Origin of the sequence: Kribbella sp. NPDC006257 (genome assembly GCF_040613535.1) — a bacterium.
Classification (GTDB): domain Bacteria; phylum Actinomycetota; class Actinomycetes; order Propionibacteriales; family Kribbellaceae; genus Kribbella.
The window spans coordinates 78,785-96,731 of sequence record NZ_JBEXSJ010000021.1 but is presented as its reverse complement, the minus strand read 5'-3'; the positions used below and the strand labels follow the sequence as shown (position 1 = coordinate 96,731).

Sequence of the window (17,947 nt, the reverse complement as noted above, 5' to 3'; positions counted from 1 at the left end):
GGCTGGGCTAGTTGAGGGCGGCCTTGGTGTCGGGCTGGGCGCCTAGCTGGGCGCGGAAGACCAGGGACGTGGTGAGGGGCCAGGCGGCGACCTCGGGGACGTCGCCGGATCTGGGTTTGGCGGCAGGCATCAGCGTCGCGCCGGCCACGATGTCACCGCGAAGGTTCTCGACCATCAAATAGGTGGGCCTGGTCTGCGGCAGGAACGTGATCAGCACGGTCGCCCCACCGATGACGTCGAGCGAGCGGGTCTGGATCACCTTGTCGCCCGCATCCCTGAGCTCGAACCGCACACCGGCCGTGTCACCGGTCGCGGTCACCTGCAGGATCACCGGCTGATCGTGCGGCGGCAGGACGACGTACGCCGGTCCGCGCAGCGGCTCGGTCGCCCCCAAGGTGGAGAACTCGGTCACCGCGGAGTTCGTCATCCGGGTCGCCGCCGTCACCGGTTGATCGGCCGTGACCGTGATCGCGGACGCGTACTTCTTCAGCGCCCCCTCCAGCCGGACCACCTTGGTCGACCCGGCCGGGATCTGGATCGTCGACAACTCAGCCGGCTTGAACGGCCCGTTCGGCCCGTTGATCGTCAGCGTCGCGGTCGCCTGCAGATCCCCCGGGTTCACCACCGTGAGGATCCGTACGCCGCTGCCGCCGGCCAATCCGGGAACGCTCACCTTCAGCGCCGGCTGCGTCGACGCGTTCAGCCAGTCGACGCCGGCCGGGGTCTTGCCGCTACTGGCGTTGTCCCGGACGGCCGGTGCGACCCGGCCGCCGCTCGACACCACATGCATTGCGAGGTCCGGAAGCTTGACCACCTGACCCAGGTAGATCTCAGCGACCCCACGAGCTGGTACGACGACACCGCGTGCGCTCGGCACGTCCTGGACGCCATTCGCGGCGTAGAACGTCACGCTCACCTCGGCGTTGACGCTGTCCAGGTTGGTCAGCAGGAGCACGTCGCGACGACCTGCCGCCCCCGACGCACCGACGAACCAGAAGTCGGATCCCGGGACCTGGCAGGGCACGCTCGCCATCCCGCGGTTCACGCCGTCGTCGGCGACCGTCGTACTGGTTGCTGCGGCGCCGGCTGCCAGCGGACCGGTGCCGCGGATCGACAACGGCTGCAGGTTCGGCGTACGGGCGGTGGAGGCGATCTTGCCGCGGACCAGCACCGAGCCGACCGGGTCGGAGGTGGCCGGCAGCGGGGCGATCGACAGCGGGGTGGATGCCCCGGCCGCCGTCGGAGTGTCGTCGGGCAGGGTCGGCGAAACAGCGTTCACCCAGGCCTGTGTGGTGTCGCCGGCGCCAGGCACCGGGCAGGACAGCGCGGTGCGGTTCACGACCGTGCGAGTCGGTTCCTCGACGCCCTCGGCGCGCGTGACCGGCGGCTTGGCGTGGGTGACCACTCCTAGTCCACCGACGACGGCGAGTGCGAGAACACACACGCCGAGGCGGACCCGGAGGTCGGACAGCAGGCTGCTCACGAGGACCTCCGAGCGTGCGTCCCGTGCGGTACTGCGACCGTACGGCGGGCGGTCGGCATGCAGGAGATCAGCGCGATGATCCAGGCGATGATGCCGAGGATCCGCCACAGGTTCCGGGTGGTGTCGTGCACCGGCAGCTTGCCATCGATGTCGTCCCGCTCGATCAGCCAGGAGGCGTCGTTGCCCTCCGCGCTCGCCCGGGTCAGACCGGGCAGCGAGTCGAGCGTCGACATCAAGGTCGGGTCGACCGGTGCCGGCAGGTACAGGTAGTCGACGTCGAGAGCGGCCAACTGCCGCCCTTCCTCACCGGTCCCGCCGCCACCGAGCGTCGAGAGCACGTCCGTGATCGGCTTCGTCTGCGCCGCCGTCGGTGCGGCTTCGAGCGAGCCCATCCGCGGTCCACCGTTGTGCACGAGCGAGAACCGCATCGGCGTGGTCGGCTCCTTGCGGATGACCAGGATCGCGGCATTCTGCGGCGGCCCTTGCGAGGACTGCAGGTACGCCGGGAGGTCCTGCTCGGGTCCCCGCCGGAGCGGCCCGTCGTCGCCACGCACCAGCCAGAACCCTGCTGTCACAAGGGTCGTGACGAGCACCAGACCGAGCACACCCTGGACGATCAACTCAGTGGACTTCCCCAGCGAGTCCCACGCCACCGTGACCGCTACCACCCAGCCAGCGCTCATCAGGAACATCAGCGGCCCACTGCCACCACCAAGCCGGCTGGCGATCAACGTGCCGACCAGGCCGGCCAGTGCGACGGCCCAGCCGAGCAACTCGTACCGCTGCCGCGACTCGCGCGTCAATGCGAGGAGAGCAACCAGCACGAGCGGCACTGCGAACCACCACGGCACCGGCGCGCCAACCGGCGTACCGGTCAGCAGGCGAGCAATGCTGTCGCCTGGACCGATCGCCGCAGTCGGCGGACCACCCGCTTCTTGGCCGAGCCGCGATGGGTGCAGCACGAGCTGAATGGTCCACGGCAGAACCAGCACCAAGCCGAGGAAAACCGAGAAGACCAGCTGACGACCTTGCCGCCGCCATCCGAGTCCGAGCAAAGCGCCTGCTACCAAAGCGATCCCGGCCAGCAACCCCAGTGCCGGAGTGAAGGCGAACAGGATCGCCTGACAGATCCCCGCGAACCACGCGGCTCGCCAACTGCCCTGGACGAGCACTCGTCGACGCCTGGCCACCGTGTACACAGCAGCACCGAGCAGTGGCAGCACGATCGCCGCCACACACGTCCCGAGCCGCCCCTGCGACACCGCACCATTGGTGAAAACCGCCAGCCCGTACGCCGAGGCGCCCCACGCCCGTGCGACCCGGTCGACCACGAAGCCGCGCAGCAGTGCCCAGGCGGCCAATGCAGCAAGGGGAACCGCGCCGAGCAGCAGCACGTTCGTCGCACCGGACGGCCCGAAGGTGACGGTCGCCAGAGCCCAGAACTGTGCCAGCCAAGCCGGTGGAGTTACCCCAGCCGGTGCGGTCGCGGCCGCATGCCAGAGCGAGCCGAGGCTCTCGTGCGGAGGCAGCAGCAGATGCGAACGCAGCACGCCGCCACCGATGAGACTGCGCGCGGCGATGAAAGCGCTGAGGAACAGGAAAGCCCAGGCCACCAGGAAGGGGCGGCGAATCAGTTGCCGGCGCCAACGTGGCTGGTCGACTGCGACGCGAGCAGTGCTTTTCGCGCGGCGGGCAGTCGTGACGACCTGTTCCTCGGGCTCGTCGGCCCAGGCCTCACGCAGCCGCTCCGAGATCGTGCTGCCGGTCTCTTCCAGGTTGTGCCGCAGTGCGTGCACCGAGCGACCGAACAGCCCCTTGATGTCGTCGTACGGAACGCGGTCGAGATTGCGCCGGTCCTTGCGCGCCTGGGTCCAGCCGCCCGCGAGCACGGTGCCGAGCAGTGCGGTCCACTCGTCGACCGCACCCGAAGGCGTCTTGCCGAGCAGGAACCACAGCGATCGGAACGTGGTCCCGACCAGCATTCTCAACACCAGCAGGGGAAGCAGCTTGCCAGGGGCGTTCGCGAGAACGGTGTAGTACGCGTGAGCACGGTCGAGCTGGTACGCGTGCCGCCGGGTGCCGGCCAGTGCGCGTTCTCCGGTCGCCGCGGCCTGGGCGTGGTAGACGACCGCATCCGGCGCGACACCGACCTTGAAGCCGGCCCGGCTCGCGCGCCAGCCGAAGTCGATGTCGTCGCGGAACATCGGCAGCCGCGGGTCGAATCCCTTCAGCGACTCCCAGACGTCCCGCCGGACCAGCATGCCGGCCGAGCTGACCGCGAGCACGTTCCGCGGCTGGTCGTGCTGGCCCTGGTCGAGTTCACCGATCTCGATGCCGGTGTCGCGCCGGCCGCCGAGCGAGGTGGTGACGCCGACCTCGAGCAGCTCGCGATCGCGCGGCCACAGCCGCAGCTTGGGTCCCCAGACCGCCGTGTCCGGCGACAAGGTGGCCTGCAGCAACAACTGCTCCAGCGCCTTAGGAGCGGGTGCGCAGTCGTCGTGCAGCAGCCAGAGCCACTCGATCACCGGCAGCTGGCCGTCGTCGCCGTACGGGCCGACCGCGGACGGCACCGGAGCGAAGCCGACCGTCTCCAGGCCGCGGGCGACCGCCGTACCGAAGCCGGTGCGGGCGGACAGGCTGACGACCGGCTCGACCGCGGGCATCGTGGCGAGCAGTTCGGCGGTCTCGTCGGTGGAACCGGTGTCGACCGCGATCAGCCGCTCCGGGCGGCGGCCGAGTGCCCACAGCGCCTCGGTCAGCCGCGGCAGCCAGGCAGCACCCTCGTGCCCTACCACCACCGCGGTGACGACGTGCCGGATCGGCGCGCGACCCATCGGGTCATTGGTGAGGTCGGTCGGGAAGTCGACGGAGTCGAAGAAATCCCAGCCGGCCGGAGCTTCTGGTTCCATGCGGAGCAGTGACACCTCAGGGGTAGGACGGCACGCCTCGACCGCTCAGGCCGGGGCGAGGACTGAGCTTACGCGAACCCCGGGAGTGCCCCTACACAGCCGCGGGCCCCGGTGGACAGAGTCCGGCCGGGGCCTCACGCGGATGATGAAGTTCTGCGACGGGAGGGGCGGCAGGGCGCCACCACTCGCCGATGGATCAGACGGCCTTCTTCTTCAGCTTGCGGCGTTCCCGCTCCGACAGACCGCCCCAGATCCCGAAGCGCTCGTCGTTCTGCAGTGCGTACTCCAGGCATTCGCCGCGTACGTCACAACCGAGGCAGACCTTCTTCGCCTCGCGGGTGGAACCGCCCTTCTCCGGGAAGAAAGCCTCTGGATCGGTCTGGGCACACAGTGCCCGTTCCTGCCAGTTCGGCTCCTCCTCGATCGCCTCACCGTCGACAATCGCCATCAGCGTTTCTGTCACGGTACGACCTCCTCGACCCTGTTCGTTCCCCTGTACATGTGGGCTTGCGGATCCACATGCCTGACCTCGACCGTTCTGTGTGCTGAAAACGGTCCCCGATACCGAGTGTCCAACGAACGACACGGTTGAAATTACATTCCTGCAATCCACGAAAGTCAAGCCGTGGTCTGCTATTGGCATCATCCGCAACACGGCTGCAAAAGAACGAGAGGCCTGTGTGGACAGGCCTCTCGGTCACTTTTGCTGCTTCACCGAGGGAGCCGGAAGAAATTCCGGCGCCCCTTCGGTAAGGGCTTGCTGCCTTGTCAGGAAGGCTGGGACCACCAGCCCTGCTGGCCGCCCTGACCCTGCTGCTGCTCGCCTTCGCCGTCCTTCGGGGCTTCCGTGGCCCGAGGTTCTACCCGGGTCTCGTCGGCCGCCTCGGGCTCCGGAGTGGCTTCTGCCGCAGGAGTCGCGGCGGGTGCGTCCTCGGGCTGCCAGGACTGCTGCTCTCCCTGCTGCCAACCAGCCTGCTCCGCCGGCCAGGACTCACCCTGGGCGGCCGGAGCCTGCCCCTGGTCAGCGCCTTGCCACTCGGGCTGGCCCTGCTGGCCGTACTCCTGGCCGGCCCACTGCTGCTGGGCCGGGTCCTGGCCGTGCTCCTGGCCCGCGGCCCACTGCTGCTCCTGCGGCCACTGCTGTGCAGCGGGCTGGTCCTGACCGCCCCACTGCTGCTGGCCTTCGGGGCTCCACTGCTGGGTCGGCTCGGTGCCGTGGCCCTCAGCGGACCAGGCCTGCTCGGCCGGCTGCTGCTCGGCGCCACCGGCGTGGGCCTCGGCGTCGGTGGCGGACCAGGCCTGCTGCTCGCCACCGGCGTTCCAGTTCTGCTCCTGCGGCCACTGCTCGCCGCCCTGCTGCGCAGCGGCGTAGCCACCGGCGGCACCAGCAGCACCCGCGGCAGCGCCTGCACCGGCGCTGTAGGCGCCGTACTGGCCGCCTTCCTGGCCATACGGCGCTCCACCCTGCTGAGCGCCGTACTGGCCGTACTGCTGCTGACCCTGGGGGCCGTACTGACCGCCCTGCTGGGGGTACTGCGCTCCCGGCTGGCCGTACTGGCCACCCGGACCCGCGAACTGGCCCTGCGGGCCGGCCTTCGGGGCGCGGACCGGAACCGGCAGGCTCTGGAAGGTCTTCAGGATGTAGAGACCCACGACGCCGTACAGGGCCAGGCCGGCCAGGCCGAAGAGGAAGCCGACGAACTTCGACGAGGCCTCGAGCGAGCTGCCGAAGATGGCGAACACCGTGATCAGGCCCAGCAGCGCGAACACACCGGTGATCGACAGCGCGATCAGCGTGACGAGCCGGGCGTTCGGCGTACGTTCACCGGCTTCGTTGACCAGCCAGACGGACGCGGCGAGGAGGATCTGCAGCACTAAGGCGGTGAAGGCCGGCGGCAGGATGTCGGAGCGCACGCCGCTGGCGTTGGCCGTGAAGCCGGCTTCGCCGACGAAGAGCGAGATCAGCGAAGCCAGCGCGAACAGGCCGGCGAAGGCGAGCAGAATGTACGCGACCGGCTCTCTGAGCTTCTTGGTTGCGTCGGTAACCACGAGGGCTCCTCGGGATGTTGGGGGCCGTGCAACTGACAGTTGACACAAGTCGGACCCTCGGCAGCATAGTCGTGCGGTGGTTCGTTGCTTTGACGACTCGTGGAGACTGTCCTCATGCGATTGACAGTGCTTGCCGGCGGCGTCGGTGGATCCACCTTCCTGCGCGGCCTGCTGGCGGCCCGCCCGGACGCCGAGATCACCGTGGTCGGCAACACCGCCGACGACATCACGCTGTTCGGGCTGCGGGTCTGCCCCGACCTGGACACGGTGATGTACACGCTCGGCGGTGGCATCTCGAGGGAACGCGGCTGGGGCCGCGAGGACGAGACCTGGGTGGTGAAGGAAGAACTCGCGGCGTACGGCGTGGAGCCGGCCTGGTTCGGCCTCGGCGACCGGGACATCGCGACCCACCTGGTGCGGACCCAGATGCTCGACGCGGGGTACGGGCTCGCTGCGGTGACCGAGGCGCTGTGTGCCCGCTGGGAGCTCCCGGTGCGGCTGCTGCCGATGAGTGACGACCGGGTCGAGACGCACGTGGTGGTGGACGATCCGGACAACCCGGGGACCCGCAAGGCGATCCACTTCCAGGAGTACTGGGTCCGCCTGCACGCGGAGGTCCCGGCACACCAGATCCTCGCGATCGGCCAGGACAAGGCGAAGCCGGCGCCCGGCGTACTGGATGCGATCGCCGAGTGCGACGCGCTGATCCTGCCGCCGTCCAACCCGGTGGTCTCGGTCGGCACCATCCTCGGCGTGCCGGGCATCCGCGAGGCCGTCCGGGAGACCGCCGCACCGGTGATCGGGGTCTCGCCGATCATCGGCACCGGCCCGGTCCGCGGGATGGCCGACAAGGTGCTCGCGGCGATCGGCGTCGAGTCCACCGCGGGCGCGGTCGCCCGGTACTACGGCTCGCGCGCGGCCGGCGGCGTACTGGACGGCTGGCTGATCGACACCTCGGACTCCGCCCAGCTCGAATCGATCGCCGCGGCCGGTATCCACGCGCAGGCGGTGCCGCTGTGGATGACCGACGAGGCGACCACGGCCGCGATGGCCACGGCCGCCCTGAACCTCGCCGAGGCGCTCCGCCGATGAGGAAGCATCTCGAGGTCTTCCCCGTCGTCGGTGTGCCCGAGATCCAGTCCGGCAGCGATCTGGCCGGCCTGATCGGGGACCTGGCCGACCTGCGCGACGGCGACGTCGTCGCGGTGACGTCCAAGATCATCAGCAAGGCCGAGGGGCGGCTCACCCGGGGGACCCGGGACGAGGCGATCGACGCCGAACTGGTCCGGGTGGTGGCCCAGCGGGGCGACACCCGGATCGTGCAGACCCGGCACGGCCTGGTGATGGCCGCTGCTGGGACCGACACCTCCAACACGGTTCCGGGCACGGTTCTGTTGCTGCCGGTCGACCCGGATCTGTCCGCACGGGCGCTTCGTGTCGCCTGGAAGAAGCGGTACGACGTGAATGTCGGCGTGGTGATCACGGACACGCTCGGCCGGCCCTGGCGCAACGGCCAGACCGACCTGGCGATCGGCGCGGCCGGGATCCAGGTGATCGAGGACCTGCGCGGCAGCACCGACACCCACGGCAACGTGCTCGCGGTGACCGAGCCGGCCATCGCCGACGAGATCGCCGGCGCCGGAGAACTCGTGAAGGGCAAGGCGGACGGCATCCCGGTCGCCGTACTGCGCGGGCTGGCGGACGTGGTCCTTCCGGTCGGCGAGCACGGCTCGGGCGCCCGGGCGCTGGTGCGGGACGCGGAGATGGACCTGTTCAGCCTCGGCACCCGGGAGGCGGCGCGGGCCGCGGTACTGGCTCGTAAGGCGCCGAGTGGGCCGCGGGAGGTGGATCCGTCGCTGTGGGCCGGCTTGGTTGTGGATGAGGACGTTCACATCGAGCTGCTGGACAGCACGATCACGGTGTTCGGCGACGAGCCGGTCGCGGTCGGCGTACTGGCTGAGCGGCTCGCGGTGCTGCTGCACGCGGAGGGGTACGGCGTCGCCGTACGGACCGGTCCGGGGAGTGAGGCAACCATCACGTTCGGCTCACGAACGAGGTAGTTTTCTAGGCAACTTCTCAGGGTGGCTCAGTACACTTCCCCGGACGGCGGCGCCCGAGACCGCCCTTGAGCCAGGGAAGACCATTCACTGTGGGTAAGTCCCAGAAGAACTCACGCCGCGAGCTGATCGAGAAGATGCAGCGCGAGCAGGCCCGGTCGGACAAGCGCCGTACCTGGATCATCGTCGCCGCCTCGATCCTGGTCGGTCTGGCGATCATCGCCTACCCGGCGATCCGGCTGATCCAGGACTCCAAGACGAAGAATCTGGCGATCAGCGACCTCGGCGTCGCCGCCGCCTCGGCCTCCTGTGACGCACCCACCGACGACAAGGCCTCCGGCACCCAGGACCACAAGCCGGACGGGACGGTGATCCAGTACCCGGTCTCGCCGCCGTCGTCCGGTCCGCACTACGCCGTCTGGGCGCCGTTCGGGAAGAAGTTCTACACCTTCGACGACCGGCCGCCGGTGCCGAACCTGGTGCACAACCTCGAACACGGCTACACGATCCTCTGGTACAACGAGAAGACCTCGAAGGACAAGGACCAGGTCGCGCTGATCGAGAAGATCTCCAAGGCGAAGCTGCCGGACAGCTCCAACGGCAAGTTCATCGCCGCGCCGTTCCGCGACTCCGACGGCCAGCTGCCCTGGCCCGACGGCAAGAACATCGCCTTCTCGCACTGGAGCGCGATGGGCGCCGACGGGAAGACCGCCTTCGGCCACCGGCAGTTCTGCGGCTCGGTCAGCGGCGCCGCGCTGGCCGACTTCATGAACAAGTACCCGTCGACCGACGCCCAGGAGCCGAACGGGGGCTGACCCGAGCGGTGGTTCGCCCGGCTGGGCTAGTCTTCGGGCTTTGCGGACCGATCCTGGGAGTGGCATGGCCAAGGCACAGCAGTCGCGGCGCGATCTGATCGAGAAGATGCAGCGCGACCAGGCCCGGTCCGACCGGCGCCGGACCATGCTGATCATCGCGGTCTCGATCCTGGTCGGGCTCGGCATCATCGCGGTGCCCGCGGTCAAGCTGATCCAGGACTCCCACGCCAAGAACCAGGCGGTCGCCGACCTCGGCGTGAAGGCGGCCGCGGCCTCCTGCGACACCCCCACCGACGACCCGGCCGGCAAGTCCGCGGACCACCGCCCGGACGGCGAGAAGATCGCGTACGCCGTCTCGCCGCCGTCCAGCGGTCCGCACTACCAGACCTGGGCGCCGTTCAGTAAGAAGTTCTACTCCGCCGAGGACCGCCCGCCGGTGGAGAACCTGGTGCACAACCTGGAGCACGGCTACACGCTGCTCTGGTACAACGACGAGATCGCCAAGGACAAGGGCAAGCTCGCCACCATCGAGAAGCTCGCCAAGGCGAAGCTGCCGGACGCGGCCGACGGCGGCTTCTTCATCGCCGCCCCCTTCCACGTCACCGACGGCGCCGCCTGGCCGGCCGGCAAGAAGATCGCCTTCTCGCACTGGAGCGCCGGCCCCGAAGGCCAGTCCCTGGGCCACCGCCAGTTCTGCGGCGACATCTCCGGCGAAGCCCTCACCACGTTCATCAACAAATACCCCGCCCAAGACACCCAAGAACCCGGCCTCCGCTGAGGAGCCCTTCGTGAACCCGACTGCCAAGCCGCTGAAGGCCTCGATCGTCAGCGGCTACTTCAGCCCGCTGCATCCCGGACACCTCGAGCTCTTCGAGCAGGCGCAGGCCCGCTCGGGGTATCTGATCGTCATCGTCAACAACGATGCCCAGCAGATCCTCAAGAAGGGCAAGATCATCCAGCTGGACACCGATCGGCTGCGGATCGTGCGCGCGCTCCGCGTCGTCGACGCGGCGTATCTGGCGGTGGAGCAGGGCCGCGGCATCGACGGCTCCTTCGACGCGATCCGCGCCGACTACCCCGACACCGTCCTGGAGTTCTGCAACGGCGGTGACCGCGGCGACATCTCCACCCTGCCGCAGGAGGAGATCGACTCGGCCAAGCGCAACGACATCACCCTGCGCTACGGCATCGGCGGTTTCGAGAAGCTGGACTCCAGCTCGCGGATCCTGGCCGCGCTCGAAGAAGAGGAATCTTCGGGCCCGGCATCAGGCCGGCGCGGCTAGCGGATCAGACGTAGCGCGCAGCGTGGTCGGACTGGACCTGGGCTACCAGGTCCTTGACCCGTTCGCCGTCGGCCAGCGGGCAGACCAGCGTGACGTCGTGGGTGTGCACGATGATGTGGCCGCGTAGTCCGACCCCCGCGATCAGGTGATCCGGGTCGTCGGTGACGATCACGTTGTCGTACGAGTCGAGCAGACAGCTGAGCGCCGTACCGTCGTGCCGATTGCCCTCGGCATCGACTTCGTAGGTGCCGGCCAACGCAGCCCAGGAGCCGACGTCTAACCAGTGCACCGGCATCGGGATGACGACGACATCCGCGTCGACCTTGCCCTGCGAGGCCGGCTCCATCACCGCGAAATCGACGCTGATCTTGCGCAGCCCCGGGTAGATCGCTCCGAGCTCGGCATCGCGCTGAGGTGTGTCCCAGGAAGCCGCGACCTGACGTAGCTGGCTGGCCGACTCCGGCAGCAGCGCGTCGAGCACGCTCAACACGGTCTCGGCCCGCCAGACGAACATGCCCGAGTTCCACCAGAACCGCCCGGTCGCCAGGTATTCCTCAGCCGTCGCGCGGTCCGGCTTCTCGCGGAACCGATCCACGACGTACGCCGAGGTGCCGTCGATCGCCTCGCCGCGCTCCACGTAACCGAGGCCGGTGTGCGGGTGGGTCGGTTCGATCCCGAAGGTCACCAGCGAGCGCGGGCGCTGCTCCACCAGCTCGAAGCCGCTCTCGATCGCGGCCCGGAACTCGTCCTCCGGCGTGATCAGGTGGTCCGATCCGACGATCGCGAGCACCGCGTCGGGGTCGTTGCGGGCGACGACGGCCGAGGCCAGGCCGACCGCGTTGGCGGTATCCCTGCCGACCGGTTCGCCGATGATGTTGTGCTCGCCGAGCTCGGGCAGCTCCTCGCGGACCAGCTCGGTGTGCGCAGCGACCGTGCAGACGTAGATATTGGCCGGATCGACCAGCCCTTCCAGCCGGTTGTACGCCACCCGCAACAGCGAGCTGCCCGCCGCCAGCGGCAGCACCTGCTTGGGTTTGTCGGCCCGGGACAACGGCCAGAGCCGCGTCCCCGACCCGCCGGCCAGAATCACCACGTTTCGCATGAGGACGAACCCTACCGGGCGGACCCAGTCACCTCTGCTTCACTCGACGCGTGCTTACCCGATGCCGCTCTCGGAAGTTGCGGTCGGGCTGACCGGGCAGGGGGCTGAGGGGGCGCGGGTGTCGGCTTCGGTGGGGGGTTGGGGGATGCGGAGGTGGGCGAGGTCGGCGGGGATCGGGCTGGCGGGGACCCAGAAGGCGTCGGCTTCGCCGTCGATGCCGGTGGCGGGGGCGTCGGTGAGGCGGAAGCGGTCGCGGAGGCGGCCGTAGAAGTCGGTCGGGCGGAGACGGACGAGGCGCAACCGGCGTACGGAACCGTAGACGCCGATCCAGTCGCCTGGGTCGAGGATGCCGCGGAGCTGGCCGTCGATGCTGACTGCTGCCTGCCCCGAGTGCGGGAGGACGCGGAGACCTAGCGGCTCGTCGGGCGCCGCGACGACGGTGCGGTTGAAGGTCATGTGCGGTGCCACCGGAGTGAAGACGACTGCCTCCAGGCTGGGTGACAGCACCGGTCCGCCGGCGGCGAAGCTGTACGCCGTACTGCCGGTCGGCGTCGCGACGATGAGTGCGTCAGCGGAGTACGACGCCAGCAGGCGCCCGGCGAGGTAGACGCCGACGCTCACCTGGTGGTCGCGGGCCAGCTTCTCGACCACCACGTCGTTCAGCGCGGTGACGTCCATCGCGACGCCCCAGCCGTCGCCCTCGACCGTCTCCGGCCGTACCGCGGGAGGCGGCAGCGCCGGACCGTGCCCGTATCGCAGCAACGCGTCGATACCGGACGGGATCTCCAGCGGCCGGGACGCGCGCATGGTGAGCGTCATCCGCTCCTCGATCGTTGCGCCGCCGTGGTGTACCGCCTCCAGCGCCTCCTCGACGTCGCTGCACGCCACCTCGGTCAGGAAGCCCACCTTGCCGAGGTCGACACCCAGTACGGCGGCACCGTTCTTCGCGGCGATCCGGGCACCGCGGAGGAACGTCCCGTCGCCGCCGAGGGTGACGACCAGATCGGGGTTGCCCGCGTGGTGCAGCTCGTCCATCCCACCGCGGCGATGCTCGTGCTGCTTCCAGACATCGATGTCGGTACACCCGATGTCATGCCGCCGGCACCACTCGCGCACGACCTCCGCCGCCTGGACGGCAAGCGGGCGCCCCTGATGAACCACAAGCCCAAGACGACTGACTGGCACTTTCCCACTCCTCCACCTGATTCCCCCCAACCGTAGTCCGTCCCCAAACCCCCACCGCACCCCCAATCATCAGTCTCAAGTTCCCCGGCGTTGCCCCCGCTCATCGCCGGGTAACAAGGGACCGATGAGCGGCGACACGCCGGGGATTAAGGGACCGATGAACGAAGTCGGGAGAGGGTTCCCTTCAGTCTCCGGGTGGGGGGCGGCGGGTTGCGGTGATGATGGGGTCGGTCTCGTCGTCGAACTCGCCGATGACCTCTTCGAGCAGGTCCTCCAGCGCGACCACGCCCACCGGCTCCGAGCCGCGCTGGACGACTGCCAACTGTGAGCGTTCCTCGCGCATCACCCGGATCGCCGCCGCCACGGGAGTCTCGGCCGGCAACCGCAGCGGCTCCGTCATCAGGTCCGACGCACGCAGCGTATGACCGCCCCCGGTCGTCGCCCGCACCGCGTCCCGAACATGAACGATCCCGCAGATCGTCACCCCGGAACACACCGCGAGCCGCGAGTGCCCTTCGCGCAGGCTGGCCAACTCGACCTCTCGAGCGGCCGCCGTCGACTGCACGGTGGAGAGCTGCGAGGTCGGCGTCATCACCTGCTCGACCGTGGTGTTCTGCAACGCGAGCATCGCTGTCAGCAGGTCGTGTTCGGCCGCGGCCAACGTGCCGTGTTCGGCCGACGACTCGATCAGCAACCGCAGCTCATCTGGCCCGTGCGCATTCGCGAGCTCGTTCTGCGGCGTGACCTTGAGCAGCCGCACACACGCGTTCGCGAGTGTGTTCAGTACGACGAGCAGCGGCCGGAAGACGTAGGTGAACGCACGGAACGGCATCGCCAGCAGCAACGCCGACCGCTCGGGATCGCTGATGGCCCACGACTTCGGGGCCATCTCCCCCAGCAGCACGTGTAACAGGCCGATCCCGCCAACCGCGATGATCAACGCGATCACCTCGCCGACGCCCTCGGGAATGTGGATCAGCTCGAACAACGGGTGCAGTAGATGCGCGACCGCCGGTTCCGACAACGACCCGAGACCCAAGGTGCACAAGGTGATTCCGAGCTGGGCACCCGCCAGCATCAGCGACAGCTCGCTGACTCCCGCCAAAGCGGCTCGCGCCGACCGGCGTCCTTCGGCCGCGAACTGTTCGAGCCGATGCCGCTTCGACGCGACCAGCGCGAACTCGGCGGCGACGAAGAACCCGTTGAGAACAAGGAGAAGCAGCGAGATCAGCAGCGCGACTGTGGTGTTCACGTCAGCTTCTCCAAGACGACCAGCCCGGGCACGTGCCGCAATACGGTCTGGACTGTGAGTTTGGCGTGCTCGGCCGGGACGGGCCGGCCATCGTGGTCGAAGCGCGGCGGCAGCTCGACGAACACCTCGTCGCCGACGACCGGGATCCGCCCGAGCCGGGCCATCACCAGTCCGGAGACCGTCTCGTAGTCGTCGCCGTCGGGCAGGGCGATCGCCGTCGCTTCCTCGATCTCGTCGATCCGCCAGCGTCCGGGCACGATCCAGCTGCCGTCGGGATTCGCGAACAGCCCCGCCTCCGGCAGATCGTCCTCGTCCCGGATCTCGCCGACCAGCTCCTCGGCGATGTCCTCCAGCGACACCACCCCGGCGAAGCCGCCGAACTCGTCCACCACGATGGCGAGCTGGCGGTGCGCGGTCCGGAGCTGCTCCAGGACGCCGGGCAGCGAGAGCGTGAACGGTACGACGACGGGCGGTGCCGCGAGCGACCCGATCGTGACGTGCGTGCGGTCCGCCGGTTCGACCTCGACCACGTCGCCGATCGCGATCACACCGACCACCTCGTCGACCGAGGAGGCGATCACCGGGAACCTGCTGTGCCCGGAGTCGAGCAGCTCGACCACCCGGGTCAGCGGATCGTCCTGGTGCACGGTGATCACGTCGACCCGCGGGATCATCGCCTCCCCGGCGCTCCGGCCGCGGAAGTCGAGTCCGCGATCGAGCAGCCGGGTGGTGTCCTGATCCAGCAGGCCCTGCTCGTACGACGTGGCGATGATCCGGTCGAGCTCCTGGGCCGTGGCGCCCTGCGGCAGCTCCTCGACCGGCTCGATCCCGACCCGGCGCAGGATCCGGTTCGACGCGCTGTCGAAGAGATGGATCAGCGGACCGGCCACGGTCAGGTAGATCAGCGTCGAGCGGGACAGCCGCAGGGCGAGCGCCTCGGCCTTGGCGATCGCCAGGTTCTTCGGAGCCAGCTCGCCGAGCACCATCTGGATGATCGTTGCCAGCAGCAACGCGACGATCACTGAGACCGACAGCGACACGCTCTGCGGTACGCCGGCCGTGTCGAGCAGGTTCTCCAGCCCCTTGCCGAGGTAGGGCTGCGCGGCGTACCCGGCCAGCAAGGCGGTCACCGTGATGCCGACCTGCGCACCCGACAGCACGAACGAGAGCCGTCCGGTGACTTTCAGTGCCCGCGCTGCGGCCGGGTTACCTGTCTCGGCGAGCGACTGCAGGCGGTTCCGATCGACCGCGACGTAGGAGAACTCCTGCGCCACGAAGTACCCGGTGGCGGCGGTCAGCGCGAGCAGGAGCGCCAGGCCGGCCACGATCAGCATGCGCCGACCTTACGAGAACCCGAGCGACCGCAGAATTGGGGGGTCCGCGACCTCGAGCCCGCCGGCATAGAGGCGTGTAGGTCAGGCCTTGGCGAGTAGACCCTCCGAGACCGACCGCGGCCCAGCGGCGACTTGCTTCGACGGCGAACAACACGTTCGCCGTCTTCGACTGACCATAAGCCAGCCAGCGATCGTACGGACGAAACGCGAAGTTGAGATCGTCGAAGATCACCGGTGAGAGCTAATGCCCGGACGAGCTGACCACGACGATCCGTGCGTTGCCCGCAGCAACCATCGCCGCGTGCAGCCCGGTGGCCAGCGCAAAATGCCCGAGGTGGTTGGTCGCGAACTGCAACTCCCAGCCTTGCTCGGTGTACTGCTCCGGACAGCCATCACCCCCGCGTTGGCGACCAAGATGTCCAACGATCCCCGCCAACCGTCCGCAAACTCGCGCACGGACGACAGTTCCGTCAGATCCGCGGCCGTACTGCTGAATCCGAAAGGCGTCCTGATCATGCGGCGGCTCCTCGCCAAGGCAGCACCTTGCCGTCCCGGACCAGTTCGCCGTACTGCGAGGGGTCGAGGTCGGCGAGAACCAGGTCGACGATCGGTTCGGCAGCCTCGGCCGGCGTACGGGCCTGGCTGAAGTCGTCGAACCAGGGGCGGGAGGCGCGCGTGTCGACGAGTCCCGGGCAGATCGAGGCGATCAGCTTGTTCTGCGGCAGATCGGCGGCGCGACGTTCCGCGGCGAGGGCCCGGACGGCGGCGACCTGGCCGACCTTCGACGGGGTGTTGATCCACTCCGGCCAGCCCTGGTCGGCGGCTGTGCCCGCGTGGATCGCCTGACGCCAGTCCTCGACGGTCTGCACGATCTCGTCGAACGACCGCCCGTCGAACAGTGGGTGCAGCTTCGGGTCGAGTTGGTCCAGCGTGCCGAGCGAACTCGCAACGACGAGCAGTCGCCCGCCTGGCCGGAGTACGGGGGCGAAAGCACGCAGTACGGACTCTGTGCCGCCGTTCGCGACGGCGATGAACTGGTCGGCCTGCTCAGCCTGGGTGCGGTCCGGAGTGAGCGGTGCGATGGCGTTGGAGATGACGATGTCGACACCCCCGTACTCCGCCTGTAGGCCGGCCGCGAGTTGCGCGATAGCGTCGTCGTCGCTGACGTCCAGCACCCGTCCTTCGATCTGCGCGACCCCCTTGGCCCGGGCGGCGGCTTCGGCGACCCGGCCGGGGTCGCGGCTGGTGAGGAGGACCAGGTCCTCGGGGTTCATCCGGGCGGCGAGGCCTTCGACCAGGGCGAAGCCGATGCCCTGGTTCGCGCCGGTGACTACTGCGATGCGTCTCATGTCTCCCACGCTAGGAGCGGTTCGTGCATGACTCCAACGAGAGTTCGGCACAGGTAATTTGCGGAAAAGTCATGGACTTCACCGATGTCTCTCTGGTCGCGCTCAAGGTGTTCCGCGAGGTTGCCGAGCGCGGCACGTTCACGGCCGCGGCGACCGCACTCGGCTACACCCAGTCGGCGGTGTCACGACAGATTGCCTCGATTGAACGCGCCGCTCAGGCTCAGCTCTTGGAACGTCGGCGGGAGGGAGTGCGGCTGACGCCGGCAGGACAGGTCGTACTGCGGAATGCGGCCCGTATCCTCGACCAACTCGACTCGACCGCGCGCGAGCTCGCCGGGCTGCCCGCGGAGGGTGGGACGGTCCGGCTCGGGTGGTTCCCGAGTGCGGGTGCGGTGCTCGTGCCGAAGGCGATGGCTGCGTTGCGGCGGAGTCATCCGGCGATCAAGGTGACGTCGCGGGAAGGTTCGACACCGGCGTTGGTGCGGGCGTTGCGGGCGGGGAGTCTGGATCTCGCCCTGGTGGCATCGGCGCCGCCCTTCCGGCCGCTCGATGCCGAGTCGCCTGCGTTCGACGTACAGGTGCTGGTCGAGCGGGCGCTGTGCCTTGCCGTGCCGGTGGGGCATCCGCTGGCGGCAGGTGAATCGGTGCCGTTCGCGGAATTGCGCGGGCAGCAGTGGATTGCGGGACCGGCGTCGGGCGAGGAGAAATGGATGGGGGTCTGGCCGGGGCTCGACGAGCGGCCGGAGATCGTCCATACCGCACGGGACTGGCTTGCCAAGCTCCAACTGGTCGCAGCCGGCGCGGGAATCACGACGGTGGCTCCCTCCCTCGAAGCCGCCGCGCCTCCCGGCGTACGAATCCTCCCCGTCCACGGCGGCCCGCAAGAACTCCGCCGCATCGTCATCGCCCGCCTACCAGGCCCCGGCTCGACCGCAGCAACTCACCTCGCAAACGCACTCCGCACCGCGACCGCAACCTGACCCCACCCACATCCCCACCAACCTGCCCCGCCCCGCCCGTCGCGGGGTCCGCCCCCCTTTCGCGGGGTTCGCTCCTCGTCGGAGGGTTCACCCCCTTCTATAGCAGGGGGCGAACCCCGACACGAGAGGTGAAGCAGCTCATGCCGCGC

At 69.1% G+C, this 17,947-nt stretch carries 16 protein-coding genes; 6 read left to right on the top strand and 10 right to left on the bottom strand.

Annotated features, from left to right (window positions below; all coding sequences use genetic code 11):
• Positions 1-7: 7 nt before the first annotated feature.
• From ABZ004_RS24695 to ABZ004_RS24680, 4 genes are all read right to left on the bottom strand, one after another.
• The gene (locus ABZ004_RS24695) at positions 8-1,483 is read right to left on the bottom strand and encodes a DUF5719 family protein (RefSeq protein WP_355683153.1); all 1,476 of its coding nucleotides are present in this window, start codon (positions 1,481-1,483) and stop codon (positions 8-10) included.
• Positions 1,480-4,392, bottom strand: a complete 2,913-nt coding sequence (locus ABZ004_RS24690; protein ID WP_355683151.1) for a glycosyltransferase family 2 protein — start codon at positions 4,390-4,392, stop codon at positions 1,480-1,482. Before ABZ004_RS24690 ends, ABZ004_RS24695 begins: the two co-directional genes overlap by 4 nt.
• Positions 4,393-4,588: 196 nt before the next feature.
• Positions 4,589-4,855 (bottom strand): WhiB family transcriptional regulator, encoded by a 267-nt coding sequence (locus ABZ004_RS24685; RefSeq protein ID WP_026163214.1) that lies wholly within the window; start codon positions 4,853-4,855, stop codon positions 4,589-4,591.
• A gap of 305 nt (positions 4,856-5,160) precedes the next feature.
• Positions 5,161-6,441 carry a hypothetical protein gene (locus ABZ004_RS24680; RefSeq protein ID WP_355683148.1) on the bottom strand — a complete coding sequence of 427 codons (1,281 nt, stop codon included), beginning with the start codon at positions 6,439-6,441 and terminating at the stop codon, positions 5,161-5,163.
• Positions 6,442-6,555: 114 nt separating this feature from the next.
• On the opposite strand from ABZ004_RS24680, the gene cofD reads away from it, so the two are divergent.
• From cofD to ABZ004_RS24655, 5 genes are all read left to right on the top strand, one after another.
• The gene (cofD, locus tag ABZ004_RS24675) at positions 6,556-7,533 is read left to right on the top strand and encodes a 2-phospho-L-lactate transferase (RefSeq protein ID WP_355683146.1); all 978 of its coding nucleotides are present in this window, start codon (positions 6,556-6,558) and stop codon (positions 7,531-7,533) included.
• Positions 7,530-8,501 (top strand): coenzyme F420-0:L-glutamate ligase, encoded by a 972-nt coding sequence (locus tag ABZ004_RS24670; protein WP_355683145.1) that lies wholly within the window; start codon positions 7,530-7,532, stop codon positions 8,499-8,501. The genes cofD and ABZ004_RS24670 overlap by 4 nt, the downstream gene beginning before the upstream one ends.
• A gap of 89 nt (positions 8,502-8,590) precedes the next feature.
• Entirely contained in the window at positions 8,591-9,313 is a 723-nt protein-coding gene (locus tag ABZ004_RS24665) for a DUF3105 domain-containing protein (RefSeq protein ID WP_355683143.1), read from the top strand.
• 64 nt (positions 9,314-9,377) lie between these two features.
• Positions 9,378-10,091: a DUF3105 domain-containing protein gene (locus tag ABZ004_RS24660; RefSeq protein ID WP_355683141.1), complete on the top strand. Its 714-nt coding sequence runs from the start codon at positions 9,378-9,380 to the stop codon at positions 10,089-10,091.
• Positions 10,092-10,101: 10 nt separating this feature from the next.
• A complete protein-coding gene (locus ABZ004_RS24655; protein WP_355683139.1) occupies positions 10,102-10,596 on the top strand; it encodes an adenylyltransferase/cytidyltransferase family protein in 495 nt (164 codons plus the stop codon).
• A gap of 4 nt (positions 10,597-10,600) precedes the next feature.
• Here ABZ004_RS24655 and ABZ004_RS24650 read toward each other — a convergent pair whose 3' ends face one another.
• The 6 genes from ABZ004_RS24650 to ABZ004_RS24625 form a co-directional block, all read right to left on the bottom strand.
• A complete protein-coding gene (locus ABZ004_RS24650) occupies positions 10,601-11,698 on the bottom strand; it encodes a mannose-1-phosphate guanylyltransferase (RefSeq protein ID WP_355683137.1) in 1,098 nt (365 codons plus the stop codon).
• A gap of 54 nt (positions 11,699-11,752) precedes the next feature.
• Positions 11,753-12,883, bottom strand: coding sequence for an NAD(+)/NADH kinase (locus ABZ004_RS24645; protein WP_355683136.1), 1,131 nt, complete (start codon positions 12,881-12,883; stop codon positions 11,753-11,755).
• A 184-nt stretch (positions 12,884-13,067) separates the two neighbouring features.
• A complete protein-coding gene (locus tag ABZ004_RS24640) occupies positions 13,068-14,135 on the bottom strand; it encodes a hemolysin family protein (RefSeq protein WP_355683134.1) in 1,068 nt (355 codons plus the stop codon).
• Positions 14,132-15,469: a hemolysin family protein gene (locus tag ABZ004_RS24635; RefSeq protein ID WP_355683132.1), complete on the bottom strand. Its 1,338-nt coding sequence runs from the start codon at positions 15,467-15,469 to the stop codon at positions 14,132-14,134. The genes ABZ004_RS24640 and ABZ004_RS24635 overlap by 4 nt, the downstream gene beginning before the upstream one ends.
• A gap of 241 nt (positions 15,470-15,710) precedes the next feature.
• Positions 15,711-15,905: a hypothetical protein gene (locus tag ABZ004_RS24630; RefSeq protein WP_355683130.1), complete on the bottom strand. Its 195-nt coding sequence runs from the start codon at positions 15,903-15,905 to the stop codon at positions 15,711-15,713.
• A gap of 76 nt (positions 15,906-15,981) precedes the next feature.
• The gene (locus ABZ004_RS24625; RefSeq protein ID WP_355683128.1) at positions 15,982-16,818 is read right to left on the bottom strand and encodes an SDR family NAD(P)-dependent oxidoreductase; all 837 of its coding nucleotides are present in this window, start codon (positions 16,816-16,818) and stop codon (positions 15,982-15,984) included.
• A gap of 71 nt (positions 16,819-16,889) precedes the next feature.
• Here ABZ004_RS24625 and ABZ004_RS24620 point away from each other — a divergent pair, with 71 nt between their 5' ends.
• Positions 16,890-17,798: a LysR family transcriptional regulator gene (locus ABZ004_RS24620; protein WP_355683127.1), complete on the top strand. Its 909-nt coding sequence runs from the start codon at positions 16,890-16,892 to the stop codon at positions 17,796-17,798.
• Positions 17,799-17,947 lie beyond the last annotated feature (149 nt).